The sequence below is a fragment of the Novosphingobium sp. PASSN1 genome, assembly GCF_002278815.1.
This window is the reverse complement of sequence record NZ_NKIS01000011.1, coordinates 146,506-162,238: the sequence shown is the minus strand read 5'-3', so window position 1 is coordinate 162,238 and position 15,733 is coordinate 146,506. Positions and strand designations below refer to the sequence as shown.

Annotated in this window: 15 protein-coding genes and 1 tRNA gene; 7 read left to right on the top strand and 9 right to left on the bottom strand. The window is 64.0% G+C overall.

Annotated features, from left to right (window positions below):
- Positions 1-22: 22 nt before the first annotated feature.
- The gene (locus CFE35_RS17700) at positions 23-1,201 is read right to left on the bottom strand and encodes an N-acetyltransferase (RefSeq protein WP_292932599.1); all 1,179 of its coding nucleotides are present in this window, start codon (positions 1,199-1,201) and stop codon (positions 23-25) included.
- A 134-nt stretch (positions 1,202-1,335) separates the two neighbouring features.
- Here CFE35_RS17700 and CFE35_RS17695 point away from each other — a divergent pair, with 134 nt between their 5' ends.
- Positions 1,336-2,457: a fatty acid desaturase gene (locus tag CFE35_RS17695; RefSeq protein WP_292932597.1), complete on the top strand. Its 1,122-nt coding sequence runs from the start codon at positions 1,336-1,338 to the stop codon at positions 2,455-2,457.
- Here CFE35_RS17695 and CFE35_RS17690 read toward each other — a convergent pair.
- From CFE35_RS17690 to CFE35_RS17680, 3 genes are read right to left on the bottom strand one after another with little or no spacing between them, the layout of a single operon-like run.
- Positions 2,436-3,212 carry a sulfite exporter TauE/SafE family protein gene (locus CFE35_RS17690; protein WP_292932595.1) on the bottom strand — a complete coding sequence of 259 codons (777 nt, stop codon included), beginning with the start codon at positions 3,210-3,212 and terminating at the stop codon, positions 2,436-2,438. The genes CFE35_RS17695 and CFE35_RS17690 overlap by 22 nt on opposite strands.
- Positions 3,213-3,216: 4 nt before the next feature.
- On the bottom strand, positions 3,217-3,741 hold the full coding sequence (locus tag CFE35_RS17685; protein ID WP_292932593.1) for a rhodanese family protein: 525 nt from the start codon (positions 3,739-3,741) through the stop codon (positions 3,217-3,219).
- 4 nt (positions 3,742-3,745) lie between these two features.
- Positions 3,746-4,084 carry a metalloregulator ArsR/SmtB family transcription factor gene (locus CFE35_RS17680; RefSeq protein ID WP_292932591.1) on the bottom strand — a complete coding sequence of 113 codons (339 nt, stop codon included), beginning with the start codon at positions 4,082-4,084 and terminating at the stop codon, positions 3,746-3,748.
- Positions 4,085-4,153: 69 nt separating this feature from the next.
- Between CFE35_RS17680 and CFE35_RS17675 the strand changes: the two genes are divergently transcribed.
- The gene (locus CFE35_RS17675) at positions 4,154-5,047 is read left to right on the top strand and encodes an MBL fold metallo-hydrolase (RefSeq protein WP_292932589.1); all 894 of its coding nucleotides are present in this window, start codon (positions 4,154-4,156) and stop codon (positions 5,045-5,047) included.
- Here CFE35_RS17675 and lptG read toward each other — a convergent pair.
- The 5 genes from lptG to phaC all read right to left on the bottom strand — a co-directional run bounded on the left by lptG (position 5,031) and on the right by phaC (position 10,969).
- Positions 5,031-6,131 (bottom strand): LPS export ABC transporter permease LptG, encoded by a 1,101-nt coding sequence (gene lptG / locus CFE35_RS17670; RefSeq protein ID WP_292932587.1) that lies wholly within the window; start codon positions 6,129-6,131, stop codon positions 5,031-5,033. The two genes, CFE35_RS17675 and lptG, sit on opposite strands and share 17 nt — an antisense overlap.
- Complete coding sequence (gene lptF / locus CFE35_RS17665) at positions 6,121-7,353, bottom strand: LPS export ABC transporter permease LptF (RefSeq protein WP_292932585.1); 1,233 nt, start codon at positions 7,351-7,353, stop codon at positions 6,121-6,123. The genes lptG and lptF overlap by 11 nt, the downstream gene beginning before the upstream one ends.
- Positions 7,354-7,452: 99 nt before the next feature.
- Positions 7,453-7,881 carry an ATP-dependent Clp protease adapter ClpS gene (gene clpS / locus CFE35_RS17660; protein WP_292932628.1) on the bottom strand — a complete coding sequence of 143 codons (429 nt, stop codon included), beginning with the start codon at positions 7,879-7,881 and terminating at the stop codon, positions 7,453-7,455.
- Between the two features lie 198 nt (positions 7,882-8,079).
- Complete coding sequence (locus tag CFE35_RS17655) at positions 8,080-8,880, bottom strand: phasin family protein (RefSeq protein ID WP_292932583.1); 801 nt, start codon at positions 8,878-8,880, stop codon at positions 8,080-8,082.
- A 193-nt stretch (positions 8,881-9,073) separates the two neighbouring features.
- Entirely contained in the window at positions 9,074-10,969 is a 1,896-nt protein-coding gene (gene phaC, locus CFE35_RS17650; protein ID WP_292932581.1) for a class I poly(R)-hydroxyalkanoic acid synthase, read from the bottom strand.
- Positions 10,970-11,132: 163 nt separating this feature from the next.
- Between phaC and CFE35_RS17645 the strand changes: the two genes are divergently transcribed.
- The 5 genes from CFE35_RS17645 (at position 11,133) to CFE35_RS17625 (ending at position 15,607) form a co-directional block, all read left to right on the top strand.
- Positions 11,133-12,332, top strand: coding sequence for an LL-diaminopimelate aminotransferase (locus CFE35_RS17645; RefSeq protein WP_292932580.1), 1,200 nt, complete (start codon positions 11,133-11,135; stop codon positions 12,330-12,332).
- Positions 12,333-12,373: 41 nt separating this feature from the next.
- Positions 12,374-13,186 (top strand): crotonase/enoyl-CoA hydratase family protein, encoded by an 813-nt coding sequence (locus tag CFE35_RS17640; protein WP_292932578.1) that lies wholly within the window; start codon positions 12,374-12,376, stop codon positions 13,184-13,186.
- Between the two features lie 87 nt (positions 13,187-13,273).
- Positions 13,274-13,347 (top strand) — tRNA-Cys (locus CFE35_RS17635).
- A 167-nt stretch (positions 13,348-13,514) separates the two neighbouring features.
- The gene (locus tag CFE35_RS17630; protein ID WP_292932576.1) at positions 13,515-14,711 is read left to right on the top strand and encodes an integrase arm-type DNA-binding domain-containing protein; all 1,197 of its coding nucleotides are present in this window, start codon (positions 13,515-13,517) and stop codon (positions 14,709-14,711) included.
- Positions 14,708-15,607, top strand: coding sequence for a hypothetical protein (locus CFE35_RS17625; RefSeq protein WP_292932575.1), 900 nt, complete (start codon positions 14,708-14,710; stop codon positions 15,605-15,607). Before CFE35_RS17630 ends, CFE35_RS17625 begins: the two co-directional genes overlap by 4 nt.
- Positions 15,608-15,733 lie beyond the last annotated feature (126 nt).

Genomic DNA, 15,733 nt, shown 5'->3' with positions numbered 1-15,733 from the left:
CCTGCTCCCCCGGCCTGCTCGCTCAGCTTGCGAGGCTTTTCCCGTAAATCACGTATTCCTTGTTGACCTTGCTATCGATGGCATCGGCGATGGCGACCATCCCCTGATTGTCATCGAGGATCCAGCCGATCTCGCCGCGTGAGGAACCGTAGCGAGCGACAGCATTGCGGCGGATGTATTCGATCATCATGAAAGCGAGCTGGCTTGCAAGGCGGGAGGCCTGCAGCCGCTTGCGCACACCCATCAGCGGCACGCGCATGGTGCGGCTTTGCGGTTTGCGCAGCCACAGCAGCAGCTTGGCCCAATTGAACGGGAACAGCGATCCGCCCATGGGTTTGAGCACTTCGTTAAGATCGGGCAGCGTCATCATGAAGGCCACCGGCTCGCCGTCGTATTCGGCGATCATGATGAGGTCTTCGCGCACGATCGGTTTGAACTTCTTGCCCGCATAGGCAATCTCGGTATCGGTGAAGGGCACGAAGCCCCAGTTGTCCGACCACGCGTCGTTCAGGATATCGAGGATCAGCTTGGCCTCGGCATCGAACTTGCTCTTGTCCACGCCGCGGGTGCGGATGCGCGGGTTCTTCTCGCCCGAGGCGACGATGCGCTGGATGAGCGGGGGGAACTCCTTCGAGATGTCCAGCTCATACGTGAGCAGCGACTTGGCGGGCGCATAGCCCATGGCTTCGATATAGGGCGGATAGCGCTTGCTCTGGTGGCCCATCATCACGGTGGGCGATTGTTCGAAACCGCGCACCAGCTGGCCCGGTTCTTCCCAGATCGACATCGAGATCGGGGCGAGCACGCGGGTCATGCCCTTCTCGCGCAGCCAGTCCTCGGCGCGGGCGATCAGTGCCTTGGCGACGGCTTCGTCCTCGGCCTCCATCAGGCCCCAGTTGCCCGTGCCCGGCCCCATCCCCTGCACCGGGTCCATTGCGGTGGCGAGCTTGTCGATATGCGCCGAGATGCGCCCGACCACTTGTCCGCCGCGCCGGGCGAGGAACAGCTGCACTTCGGCGTGTTCGAAGAACGGGTTCTTGCCGGGGGTGACGAGTTCGGTCGCTTCCATGCGCAGCGGCGGTACCCACGCCGGGTCCTGTGCGTTGATGCGATAGGCCAGGTCCACAAAGGCAACGCGATCGGCCTTGCCGGAAACCGGGGTGATGACTACTTCGCCGCTGTTCGTTGGGGTTCCGGCCACGATCTTGCCTTTGTTTGGAAGTATTAGGGAAAAATGCAGGGCTTGCCTGCGTTGGCCCGGGCCGGATTGTCAAGCCGGACACGGCTCAAAGGGTCTCTGGACAAGCAGTCTTGGGTCTATCAGGAAATCATCGCATGTTCGCCTCCCCCTCGCTCGAAACGGCCCCGCAGCCGCTAGCCGCTGCGTCCGGAGAAGCCGTCATTCTGGCGCGCACGCCAGATGACAAGGCCATGCTGCGCGCCGCCGTCGAACTGACGCGCGATCTGGCCGAGGCCAAGCCATCAGTGTTCTGGCCGGATATGCTGGCTTCGGCGCTGACGGGCTATGGCGCGTTGGCGGGCGCGATCCTTGTCCGGAACGCATGGGCTGCGGCGGCGCTGGGCGTGCTTGCGGCGCTCGCGCTCTACCGGGCGCTGCTGTTCATCCACGAGCTTTCGCATATCCACAAGAACGCCCTGCCGGGCTTCCGACTCGGGTGGAACCTGCTTGTCGGCATTCCGCTGCTCACGCCCTCGTTCATGTATGAAGGCGTGCACCCGCTGCACCATGCGCGCACGCGCTATGGCACGGTGGAAGACCCGGAGTATCTGCCGCTCGCGCTGATGAAGCCGTGGTCGCTGCCGGTGTTCCTGCTCACCGCGCTGCTGCTGCCGGTTGCGTTGCTCGTGCGCTCTGCCGTGCTGGTGCCGCTGGGTGCAGTCATCCCGCCGCTGCGCCGCCTTGTCTGGGCGCGCGCCTCCGCGCTCGCGATCAACCCTGCATTCCGCCGCCGTCCGCCTGAAGGCGAGTTCGCGCGGTTGGTGCTGTGGCAGGAAGCGGGCGCGGCGGGCTGGGCGTGGTTCCTGCTCGGCTGGTCGGCCACGCACGGCTGGCGTCCTTTGCTGATCGGGATTGCCGTGATCGCGCTGGGCGCAGTGCTCAATCAGGCGCGCACGCTGGTGGCGCACTTGTGGGAGAACGAGGGCGAGGCGATGACGGTGACGGGGCAGTACCTCGATTCGGTCAACGTGCCGCCGCCGGGCTGGGCCACTGCGCTGTGGGCACCGGTCGGCCTGCGCTATCACGCACTGCATCACTTGCTGCCTAGCGTGCCCTATCATGCGCTGGGTGAGGCGCATCGCCGCCTGACCGCTGAACTGGGGCAAGGTTCGACGTACGACAAGTCTAGCTATGCCGGGTTGTTTCCGCTGCTCGGGCGGCTGGTGCGCAGCACCATGCGTAAGCGGTCCGGGAGTCAGCGCCCCAGCGCGACGTAAACGCCGACGGCGATCACCAGCAGGGCAAAGCCCTTTTCGACCACGCCGCGATGGTTGGCGAGCGCCGCCGTGCCCTTGATGCCAAGCGCTGCACCCGCTGCGCCGCCGATGGCGAGCACGCCGACCAGCGGCCAATCGACATAGCCGGACAGCGCGTAGGACGTCGCGGTCGTTGCCCCCAGCGCGGCGACGATCACCAGCGAAGTGCCGGAGGCATAGCGCATCGGCATTGCGGTTGCCGCGATCAAGCCGGGCACGATCAGAAAGCCGCCGCCGATCCCGAAGAACCCGGCCAGCAGCCCAGTGCCGAGACCGATGGGCACAAGGCGCGGGAGCAGATAGCCTGCAGTGGTGGCTGTGAGCCGCACGTCGGCCCGTTCTTCGCCCCGGCGCGGGCGCAGCATCGCAAGGCCCACGCCGATCATCAGCAAGCCGAACAGCATCAGCAAGCGCTTGCCATCCAGCGCTTTGCCGATCTCCGCGCCGATACCGGCACCGATCACGCCGGCCAGCGCAAACACCCCGGCGCAGCGCCACTTGACCGTGCCGGCGCGGGCATGGCCGGCAAGGCCGACCAGCGCGTTGAGCGTGACCGCGACCGCGCTGGTGCCCACCGCCGCATGGGCGGAGGAGACGCCGACGGCGTAGACCAGCAGCGGCGTCATCAGGATCGATCCGCCCGCGCCGAGTCCGGCGAGGATCAGCCCGATCGCCGCGCCAGAGCCCAGTGCGGCAAGGATCATGGCCAGCGGCATCGGCTCAGACCGTGGATCTGGCCGCCGGGCGCCGGTTCCACGGCATCGCGGCGAGGAGCTTGGCCATGCCGCACCAGCCGGTGATCCCGGCAAACATGAGGCCCGCACCGACAAACGCTGAAAGGCCGAGAAAGGCGGGGTGGAACAGCAGGCCCATCACAACGCCAAGCAGCACGAGCGCGCCTGCGGTGATCTGCACCTGCCGCATGATCTCCAGCGGAGCCTTGCGGTTTTCCGCCACCGGCAGGCCCGCCGCGCGCCACGCATCGAGTCCGCCTTCAAGCAAGTAGGCCGGGCATTCGCTCGCGGCGGCGAGCCGCGCGGCATTGGCCAGCGTGCGCATGCCGCTGCGGCAATGATAGACCACGGCAGGCGCATCGCCGACACGGTTGAGTGCATCGACAGGGCGGTTTTCTGCACCGGGGATGCTGGCGCGGGCGTGCTCGTCGGGGCTGCGGATATCGATCAGGCGCGCGCCTTTGGCGACCAGCAGGCGGGCTTCGTCGGGGGTGATCACGGGCAGGGTCATGGCTTCAGTCCTTGGTGTGCGATTGTGTCGGGGCGCAGTAGAGTTGGTAGAGCGTGGCGAGCAGCGCCTCGATCCGGGCATCGGCGATCCGGTAGCGCAGGACTTGCCCTTCGCGCGTGAAGGCGACGAGGCCTTCCTCTCGCAGCCGCGCCAGGTGCTGCGAGAGCGCCGATTGCGAAAGGCCGACGCGCTGGGCGATGTCGCCCACTTTCATGTCTCCCGCTTCGACCAGCGAGCAGAGCACCATGAGCCGGTGCGGGTTCGCCAGTTCGCGCAGGATCGCGGCGACCATCGTGGCGTTGGCCTCGAACGTGGCAATTTCGAGAGGGGGGTGGGTCAACATGATGCTTATATATCAGGACTTGCTAATTTAGCAATACCTAATATAAAGGGCTCTCGAAAGGACCCTGTGATGCATGCCAGCCCCGAAATCCTCGCCTTCTTTGATGAGCCGACTTTCACCGTGACCTATCTCGTGGCCGATCCTGCCACCGGTGCTGCTGCCGTAATCGATCCGGTGCTCGATTTCGATGCCGCCTCGGCACGCATCGGTTCGGCCTCAGTCGAAGCGGTGCTGGCGGCGGCGGCGGCGCGTGCCTGGCGGATCGAAATGGTGCTCGAAACCCATGCCCATGCCGATCACCTCAGCGGCGCAAAGCTGATTGCCGCGCGCACCGGGGCGTGGATCGGTATCGGCGCGCATATCGGTGAGGTGCAGGCCACGTTCGTGCCGATGTTCGGAGCGGATGACGTGCTGCCCGATGCCCGCGATTTCGACCGGCTGCTGCATGATGGAGAGATCGTCCCGCTCGGCAATCTGGCCTTCACCGTGATGCACACGCCGGGGCACACCGCGGCCTGCATCAGCTTGCGCATCGCCGACGCGGTGTTCGTGGGCGATACGCTGTTCATGCCGGACTACGGCACTGCACGGTGCGATTTTCCGGGCGGCGATGCCCATGCGCTCTATGCGTCTATCCGCCGCCTGCTGGCGCTGCCGGACGCGACGCGGATGTTCCTCTGCCACGATTACAAGGGGCCGGGCCGGACCGAATTTGCTTGGGAAACGACGGTTGCCGAGCAGCGGCGCGCCAATGTGCAGGCGCATGATGGCATCGACGAGGCCGCTTTCGTGGCGCTGCGGCAGGCGCGCGATGCCACGCTCGCCCCGCCGCGGCTGCTGCTGCCTTCGATTCAGGTGAACATTCGCGCCGGGCGATTGCCACCCGCCGATGCGCACGGCGTGCAGGCGCTGCGCTTGCCGCTGCGCGCGGGCGATGAAGGGGCCGCTACTCTTCTGTCCTGACCAGCACCGTCTCACCGATCAGCAGGAACAGCAAGAACGGTGCCCATGCCGCCAGCAGCGGCGGGTAGCCGCCGAAATTGCCCATCGCGAGCGCGGCGTTGTCGACCACGAAATAGGCAAAGCCCAGCGCCATGCCGATCACCGCGCGCACGAACAGCATGCCCGAGCGCGCCAGACCGAACGCAGCGACCGCGCCGAGCAGCGGCATCAGCAGCGCGGAGAGCGGGCCGGACAGCTTGTGCCACCATTTGCCTTCCAGCTCGCTGGTGCGATAGCCCGCGCCGCGGATGGCCGCGATGGATTGCGAGAGGCGCGTGATCGATTCGCCATCCGCATCGGCCTTGCGGATCACCACTTGCGCCGGATTCACGCTCCGCGCGAAGATCTGCGCGTCCGGATAGGTCAGGCGGCGCGCGCTTTGCACGTCGAAGCCGGAGGGGCGGCTGAAATGCCAGCCCGGCTTCGCATAAGTCGCCTCTGGTGCGCGCACGATCTCGGTCACCATGCCGGCGTGGTCACGGCGATACCAGCTGACGTCGGTCATGCGGGTGCCTGCGCCGATCCCCTCGACCGCGCGCGCAAACAGCAGGTTGCTGCCATCCTGCAGCCAGACGTTGGTCTTCACCGCGCTGTCACGCGGGATCGCGCCGTAATCGACCGCCTGCCACGCCTTGAGCATGGCGGTGGAGCGCACCACCACACGCTCGTTGAACGCAAACGTCGCGAGCGAGGTGACCGCCGCGACGAGGAACAGCGGCGCCAGCACCTGGTGCGCGGAAAGCCCTGCGGCCTTGAGCGCAATGACTTCGCTGTTCTGGTTGAGCGTCATCAGCGTGATGATCGTGGCCAGCAGCACCGAATAGGGCAGGAACCGGCTGATCAACTGCGGCACGCGCAGGCCTGCATAAGTCAGCAATTCGCCCTGCCCATTGCCGGGGGCGGCGAGGATGCGGCCGCTTTCGCTGAGGAGATCGAGCATCTGCAGCACGAGCACGAGCATCAGCAGCACAGCGACGATCCGCACCCCGAACATGCGCCCGATATAGAGCGTGATCGTGCGCGAGGGGAAGAAATCAAGCTGCATCGACAGCTCCAGAGCCCGTGGACGCCTGCGGCTTGCGGGCGGCAAACAGCTTCATCACCGCGCGCGTGATCTTGGCAAAGGCGGTTTCCAGCCCGCCGATGGGCTGGCCGCCGGGCACATAGGCCAGCCGCCAGTACATCGACACGATCAGCGCCGCGAACAGCACGAACGGGCCCCACAGCGCCAGCGTGGGATCGACCCGGCCGAGGCTGGAGACGTCCTGCCCATATTCGTTGACCTTGTGATAGGCGACCACCATCACGATGGACACGAACACGCCCAGCGCCGAGCTGGAGCGCTTGGGCGGCACCGCCAGCGCCACCGCCAGCAGCGGCAGCAGGAACATCATCGCCACTTCCACCAGCCGGTAATTGAGGCTGGCAATGCTCTGGTAGCGCGCGGCCTGCGTGGAATCCTTGCTCCAGCCGATGCGCAGCAGTTCGGGCAGGAAGTATTCGCGGTCCCGCTCGCCGCGGCTGCGGAACTGCTCGATCTTGGGCAGATCGATGGGCAGGTCATGCGTGGCAAAGGTCAGCACGCGGGGGGAATTGATGCCGGGGCCATCCTGCACGATCTGCCCTTCGGACAGGCGCAGTATCACCGTGTCCGGGTTTTCCTTGTTGGCAAAGAACTGGCCCTCGCGCGCTGAGATGACCAGTACCTGCCCGTCCTTGCTGGCGATCCGCGCAAAGATGCCGCGCAAGTCCCGCCCTTCGTCGCGGCTCGAATCGACACGCAGCGCGGTGCGGTCCTGCAGCGTGTTGAACTCGCCCACCTTGATCGAGGCCCCCAGCGCGCCCGAGCGCAGATCGAACTGGAGCTGTTCGTAGTAGTAGCGCGAGAGCGGCTGGAGATAGCCGACGATCAGCAGATTGAGCGCGGCGAGCACCACGGTGAAGAGATAGGGCACGCGCAGCAGGCGGGTGTAGGACAGGCCCACCGCGCGCATCACGTCCAGTTCCGATGACGTGGCAAGGCCCCGGAACGCGAGCAGGATGCCCAGCATCAGGCCAAGCGGAATCGCCAGGCTGGCGTATTCGGGCAGGAGATTCGCCAGCATCTTGAACACGACGCTGACCGGCCCGCCCTCGGTCGCCACGAAATCGAACAGCTTGAGCATCTTGTCGAGCACGAGCAGCGACGCCGCGATCACGAAGACCGCACACATCGGCACGAACACGAGCCGGGCGATGTATCGATCAGTGGCGGTAAGGAATGGCAAGGTGGGGGCGGCTCGCTGGGACCGGGAGGACGGCTTCGGTTAGCCCGGTTCAGGGCCCGGCGGAAGACGAAATCACCTATTGGGCGACTGCCCCGCGAATCACGCCTTTTCGAGCGTGCACTGCAGCGGGTGCTGGTTCTGCCGGGCGAAGTCCATCACCTGGTTCACCTTGGTCTCGGCGATCTCGTACGGGAAGATGCCGCAGACGCCGACGCCCTTCTGGTGGACATGGAGCATCACGCGCGTGGCCTGTTCCAGATCCATGCCGAAAAAGCGCTTCAGCACCATCACGACGAATTCCATCGGGGTGTAATCGTCGTTGAGCATCAGCACCTTGAACATGCTGGGCTTCTTGGGGCGCGTGCGGGTCTTGGTGGCAATGCCGACCTGATCGTCACCGTCGTTGCCGCCGCCAGCCGGATCCTTGGGCTCATCCGCAGCGCGCACGGCGACATGCACCGCAAATGCGGCACCATAGGCGGCACTAAAGATCTCAGGGCCCTCAAGGGCACCGTGGTTGGCGGTCATGTTCATGGCGTGAGCGCAATATCGCATTGCAGGGCGCTGCGTACAAGAGGCGGGTCAACACTTGGCCTCAAAGTCCGGGATCCGGACCTGCTCCAGCGCCAAGTCTGGCAAACGTCAAACGGGCCGGACAGGAAATCCCGTCCGGCCCGTTTCGTGTTTGCAGTCAGCCCGCGCCGCAGCGCGAGCGAACCTCGCCGATCAGGCGGCGTGCTTGATCTTTTCGACTGCGAGGCTGACGCGGTTCGAGATCGGCTGGAACGCTTCGCTGGCGAGCTTGAGCATCGCTTCGCTGTTCTTCGAGGTCGCGGCCATCGCGGCATCGAACTGCTTGCGCATCATCGCGTTCTGCTTCTCGAAGAATTCGGCCGGCGACTTCACCGAAGCGAGTTCCTTGATCTCGGCCTGCATCGTCTCGACCACGGTCTTGGTCTCGGCGGCATAGCTCTTGGTCATTTCCTGCAGGCCGGTGGCGAGGATCTTGCTCGATTCCACGACGGCTTCGACGTTGCCCTTGGTGAAGGCGCCCATGTCGCCCATCGCGGCCTGGCTCTTTTCGAGCGCGGCCTTCGCCTTCGCGGCGGCTTCCTTCATCGCGGTCTGGATGGTTTCGGTCATTTCGGTGGTGCTTGCGGTCATGATGGTAAAATCCTTCTGCGTGGTGGCCGCGCTCTTCGTGGAGGCGGCTTGCTTGTTGCTGGTCTTGATCAGAGTCGTGTTGGGCTTGGCGGCGGCCTTCACGGCGGGCTTTGCAACGATCTTTGCTGCTTTGGCCTTCCGCACGGGCTTTGCCGCCGACTTTACCGGCACGTCCGCAACCGCTGCAGGAGCAGCAACCTTGCGGGGGCGGCCGGGCTTGCCCTTTGGCTTTTCGGGAGCAACCTCGGTGATTGCTGCCTCAGGCGCTTCCGGCTGCGCGAGCGGTGCGGCCGGAGCAGCTTCGACCACGACGGCCGGCGCTGCTTCTGCTGCGCTTGCGATATCCTGGATCTCGTCTGCCATGGCTGTAATGCTCCTGCGCCGGACACGGCCCTTTCACACAAACCAACAATCTGGCGTGGCAAAGGATCGTGCTGCACTGCACAAATTAAGAGTGCGGGCGCGAAACGTCAAGTCCCATTGTGCACTGCACAATAAAAAGAAACGCCCGAAACGGCACTCACCATGACGGGCCAATGTGCGCTGGCGGCGCGGCTCAGCGCGTCTTCACATAACGCCCGGGCGCATCCTCGATGACCGCATCACCCCGGCCGCCGGGCGCGCGCTTGCCCTTGGCGGGCACCGTGGCAGCGTCTTCAGCGCGAATCCATGCGATCCAGTCCGGCCACCAGCTGCCCTTGGTTTCGCGCGCGCCTTCCACGAATTCGGCCAGAGTCGTGGGCGTGCCATCGTTCAGCCAATACTGGTACTTGCCGGCCTCCGGCGGGTTGACCACCCCGGCGATATGGCCCGATCCGGCCAGCAGGAACCGCCACGGGCCTGACAGCAGCCGCGTCAGTTTCCACACGCTCTCCGCCGGCGCGATATGGTCCTCACGCCCGGCCTGAATGTAGCAGGGCGTGGCGATCAGCCTGAGGTCGATCGGCGTGCCGTCGATCTCCAGCGAATCGGGCATGACCAGCCGGTTGTCGCGGTAGAGGTCTTCGAGATAGGCCTTGTGCCACTTGGCCGGCAGGTTGGTGGTATCGCCGTTCCAGTGCAGCAGGTCGAAAGCCGGATAGTCCTCGCCCAAAAGGTAATTGCTGACGACATAGTTCCAGATGAGGTCGGTGCCGCGCAGCAGGTTGAACGTGGCGGCCATGTAGCGCCCATCAAGATAGCCGTCGGTCACCATGCTCTCGAGCATCTTGATCTGGCTGTCGTCGATGAAGCTCTTGAGATCGCCCGCCTTCTCGAAATCGACTTGCGCGGTGAAGAACGTGGCCGAGCGCACTTTGTCCGCCTCGCCGCGCCGCGCCAGCAGCGCCAGCGTCGCGGCCAAGGTGGTGCCTGCCACGCAATAGCCGATGGTGTGGACCTGCGGCACGCCGAGGCGCTCCCGCACGACGTCGATCGCCTCCACTTGCGCGCGAACGTAGTCGTCCCACAGGATGTCGGCCATCGAGGCATCGGCCGATTTCCACGAGACGACGAACACAGTGAGGCCCTGCTCCACCGCCCAGCGGATGAAGCTCTTCTTCGGGTTGAGATCGAGAATGTAGAACCGGTTGATCCACGGCGGGAAGATCAGCAGCGGTACGGCCAGCACGTTCTCGGTGGTCGGGCTGTACTGGATCAGCTGGTAGAGCGGGGTTTCGTGCACCACCTTGCCGGGGGTGATCGCGATGTTGCGCCCCAGCTCGAACGCCTCGGGGTCGGTGTGGGTGAGCTGGCCCTTGCGCACGTCCGCCAGCAGATGCTCGACACCCTTGACGAGGTTTTCGCCGCGCGTTTCCAGCGTGCGCTCGATCACCACCGGGTTGGTCATCGGGAAGTTCGCCGGGCTGAGTGCATCGACCACCATCTTGGTGAAGAACTGCACTTGATGCTGGCGTTCGGGCGTCAGGCCTTCCACGTCCTCGGCCATGGCCGTCAGCCGTTCGGCGAGCAGCAGGTAGGTCTGGTGCAGAAGCGCGAACCATGGCTGATCGTGCCAGCGCGGATCGGCAAAGCGCCGGTCCTTGCGGGGGAGCGGCGCGTCCTTCGCTTCGGATGCAGCGGAGCCGATGCCATAGCGGCCGAGCACGGTGGTCCAAAGCTCCAGCCCGTCTTCCCACAACTTGGCCTGCGTTTCGGCCTGCGCCAGCGGCATCGCGGAATACCAGGTGCTGAACAGGCTGGTCCAGCGCGCGGGATCGGCAATGCGCGCGGCCACCGGCTCGACCTGACCCACTTGCTCCGCGCCGAAATCGAGCCACATCTTCTGAAGCTTGGCCGCAGACATCGCCCAGTGCTGCATGTCCGCAGGCCCCGGCGGCGGGGTGGACGCGGTCGGCAGGAACGGCGCGAACATCGCCTGCATCGCCTCTCCCTGCTGGCGCATGAGATCCTCGATGACGGTGCTGTCGATTGGCAGTTCCGGCGTCTCGGTCGGCGTTGCGGGCTCGGTCATGGTGATGGGATCCCTGTTTCGCTTGGCCAGTTGCACTCGCCACCATCCTATAGCGCCGATTGCGGCGCTTGTGATCCCTTCCGGTTTCCATGCTGTGACGATTGTCGTAAGGGGCCTGATGGCGCGGTACTTTTGCTGCGCCACAGGAGTGCGAGAAACCACCGTGACCGAAGAATTCTACCGCATGAAGCGCCTGCCGCCCTATGTCATCGCCGAAGTGAACGCGATGCGGGCCGCCGCGCGCGCGCGCGGGGCAGACATCATCGATCTCGGCATGGGCAATCCCGATCTTCCGCCGCCCGCGCACGTCATCGAAAAGCTGTGCGAAGTGGCGATGAAGCCCGATGCGCACGGCTATTCGGCGTCCAAGGGCATCCCCGGCGTGCGCAAGGCGCAGGCCAACTATTATGCACGCCGCTTCAATGTGGAGCTGGACCCTGAAACCGAGGTCGTGATGACCATGGGTTCGAAGGAAGGGCTCGCCAGCCTCGCTACCGCGATCACCGCGCCGGGCGACGTGGTGCTCGCGCCCAATCCCAGCTATCCGATCCACACCTTCGGCTTCATCATCGCGGGGGCAACGATCCGTTCGGTGCCGACCACGCCCGATGAACGCTACTGGGAATCGCTCGACCGCGCGATGCGCTACAGCGTGCCGCGCCCTTCGGTGATCATCGTGAACTACCCCTCAAACCCGACGGCCGAGACGGTGGACCTTGCGTTCTACGAGCGACTCGTGGCGTGGGCGAAGGAAAACAAGGTCTGGGTGCTGTCGGACCTCGCCTATTCCGAGCTCTATTTCGACGGCCAGCCGACGCGCTCGATCCTCGAAGTGCCGGGGGCGAAGGATGTCGCGGTCGAGTTCACCTCGATGTCGAAGACGTTCTCGATGGCCGGCTGGCGCGTGGGCTTTGCGGTGGGCAACAAGCAGCTCATCGCGGCGCTGACCCGCGTGAAATCGTACCTCGATTACGGTGCGTTCACGCCGATCCAGGCCGCAACCTGCGCCGCGCTCAACGGCCCGCAGGACATCGTCGAGCAGAACCGCCTGCTCTATCAAAAGCGCCGCGACGTGATGGTCGAGGCGTTCGGCCGTGCCGGGTGGGAAATCCCGTCTCCGCGCGCCTCGATGTTCGCCTGGGCGCCGCTGCCGCCAGCTCTGCGCGAGATGGGCAGCCTCGAGTTTTCCAAGCAGCTCCTCACCCATGCCGAAGTCGCGGTTGCGCCCGGCGTCGGCTATGGAGAGGACGGCGAGGGCTATGTCCGCATCGCGATGGTCGAGAACGAGCAGCGCCTGCGTCAAGCCGCGCGCAACATCCGCCGCTATCTTTCCAGCATGGGCGTCAACGCCAGCGCTGCCTGAATAGCGAGCACGAGCAAACCAGACATCAGCCGGAGAGGGCCATGAACTTCCACGACCGCGTCAGCGTTACCATCGAAGACCACGTTGCTCATGTCCTGCTCGACCGGGCGGACAAGATGAACGCGCTCGACGATGCGATGTTCGAGGCGATTGTGGCGGCGGGTTCGCACCTGCACCACACCAAGGGCGTGCGCAGCGTGGTCCTCTCCGGCGCAGGGCGCTCGTTCTGCGCCGGGCTCGATCTTTCGAGCATGGGCAACACCGATCGCTGGGGCGCCAATGGCAGTGGGGGCGGCAACCTGACCGACCGCACCCACGGCAATGCCAACCGCGCGCAGCAGGCCGCGATGGTGTGGCGCAAGCTGCCGATGCCGGTGATCGCGGCGGTCCACGGCGTGTGCTTTGGCGGCGGTCTGCAGGTTGCGAGCGGGGCAGACATCCGCATCGCCCACCCCGATGCGCGCATGGCGGTGATGGAAGTGAAGTGGGGCCTTGTGCCGGATATGGCGGGCTATGTGCTGTGGCGCGGCAACGTGCGCGATGATGTGCTGCGCGAACTGACTTACACCCACCGCGAGTTCAACGGTACCGAGGCCACTGCCTTCGGTTTTGCCACCCATGTCGATGCCGATCCGCTAGGCCGCGCGATGGCGCTGGCGCGCGAGATTGCGGGCAAGAGCCCGCATGCCGTGCGCGGCGCCAAGCTGCTCACCAATCGCACCGCCTATATGGACGAGGACGAGATCCTCATGGCCGAAAGCGTGGCGCAGCACGAACTTATGTATTCGCCCGGCCAGATCGAGGCGGTGAAGGCCGGTATGGAAAAGCGCGCGGGCGAATTCGGCGATCCCTGATGGCGCTTGCGGGGCCAACCTGAAGAATCCCGTTGCGGCCAGCCCGGCGCTCGGCTAACCGCGCCGCTCCACGCTGATGCGCATCGAGGCCCGATGGCGGAGTGGTGACGTAGCGGACTGCAAATCCGTGCACGCCGGTTCGATTCCGGCTCGGGCCTCCAGAATCCTGTTTGGCGATGCTCGCTGACAGTTGATAAAACCACTAATTTCCGGTAGTTATAAGGCATCCGCTGGTTGTCAGCGGGTGCCTCTGAATGCCTATAATTGCAGGTGTTGGGGGCCTTTTTCTGGGGCCTTTGAAAAAATCCCCAATGAGCCGAGGCCCCTTATGGCGCTGACCGACACCGCGATCCGAAATTCCAAGCCCAAGGCAAAGCCCTACAAGGTCACAGACGGGCAAGGCTTGTATCTCTTGGTCAATCCCACAGGCAGCAAGCTGTGGCGCGTTAAATACAGCATACACGGCGTTGAACGGAAACTTGCCTTAGGCTCATACCCCGAGATCACTCTGGCAGAAGCGCGCGCCGGTCGAGACGCAGCCCGCAAGCAATTGGCCCATGATGTGGATCCCAATTACGCCAAGCGGCAGGCACGGATCGAGGCGAGCATTCGAGCAAGCTGCACCTTTGCTATCGTGGCTGAAGAGCTGATCGACAAGAAGACCCGTGAGGGGCTGGCAGAGCCTACGCTGAAAAAAATGCGCTGGTTCGTGAAATTGCTCGGCACCGATTTTGCGAACCGCCCGGTTTCCGACATCACACCGCAGGAACTTTTGCACGAGTTGCGGAAGCACGAGCGCAGGGGTCGTTTGGACACGGCAAGCCTGCTACGAGCCTTCGCCAGCCGGGTGTTTCGTTATGCTGTTGCGACGGCGCGAGCGGACCGTGATCCGGCCCAATTGCTGATCGGGGCATTGACAATTCCAAGGGTCAAGCATTTTCCCGCGATCACCGACCCGGAGCAATTTGGCGGACTGTTGCGGGCAATCGATGACTACCAAGGCGATCCCGCTGTCATGCATGCGCTCAAACTTGCGCCCCATGTCTTCCAGCGTCCGGGCGAATTGCGCCAAATGGAATGGGCCGAGGTCAACTTTGAAAAAGCTGTCTGGACCATACCGATAGCAAAGATGAAAATGCGCCAGCCGCATTCGGTGCCATTGTCCCGGCAAGCCCTTGCGATCTTGACGGACATGAAATCCCTGTCCGGTTCAGGCCGCTTGGTCTTCCCTTCGATCCGCACCAGAGCAAGACCGATCAGTGATAATACAATGAATGCCGCTTTGCGGCGCATGGGTTTTTCCAAAGAGCAGATGACCGCCCACGGCTTCCGCACCTCCGCATCATCCCTCTTAAACGAATCGGGCAAATGGAATCCCGATGCCATTGAGCGCGCCCTTGCGCACATGGTGGCAGGAAGTGTTCGGCGCATCTATAATCAGTCAGCTTATTGGGGCGAACGCGTCCTAATGGCCCAGTGGTGGAGCGACTATCTGGACGAGCTGCGAAAGGGCGGAAGCAGATGACAAGCAACCCCGGTGCAGGATGGAAGGTCTTCGCTGACGGGGAAGATTCCGAAAACGTACCGCTCTGGCGAGCCTTGGCGCAATTCACTGCTGAGGACTTGGACGAGGGCTTGAAAGCAAACGCGGTCGTCATCGGAAAGGCGCAGCCCGTCGCGTCACGGTACTACAACATGGCATACGCCGTCAGTATGGTTTCGGGGTTCCTGCTCACCATCTCACTGGCGGGCCTTTTGCTCTCACCGACAACCCAATCCGCAAACCTGTTTTCTGCTCTTACCCTGGCGGCATTTGCCGCCACAGCGGCTCCACATGTCTGTCGGCAGCTCTACCAATATGGCTTTAAGACCCCGGATGTGCCTCTGCCGCTACCGCACGCGCCGGACCCGCACTTTGAGGGATTTCTGGGTATTCTCCAAAAGGCATCAGGCCCGCGCGCCTTTTACATATCCCGCTTTGGCAATCGGCGAGTGTTCCTCGACCGGCGGCAGTTTTTCGGCAAGCTGCGATACTTCCTGTTTTCCGAGCACAGCGCAGATCGCGCATTTGTCATGCGCTTTCGCACAGGTCACTCCCTTCCCGGCGACATTTTCCTTCACCGCGACGACGTTGACAAGATGCTCGCCATGGCGAAGCCGAAGCGCAAAGGGGGGCCGGGCAGGAATAGCAAATACCGCTACGAGGATGCGATTATCGCCCTGTTCGGCGATCCTAGTTTACAGACGATAGACCTGAGCGACCGGGTGGCAGCGATGCGCGCCATCAAGGAACGGCTCTCTTTCTGGTTCGAAGCCAACGCCGACGAGTCTGGTGACGTGCCGCGCGGGGATCAATTGGCCCCCATTGCCGAAAAAATTATCGCTCAACTGAAAAAATCGCAGGCCATCAGGCAAGGCTGACGGGTAGTTTCGTTTTTCGGACCCGCTCTGTCATTTCTGAGCGGCACCTGACATTTCTGTCTTGGCGATCAATGGCAGATTTCTGCGGCCTTCCCATTGCTGGACGACCCACCGGCAACCCTGTGC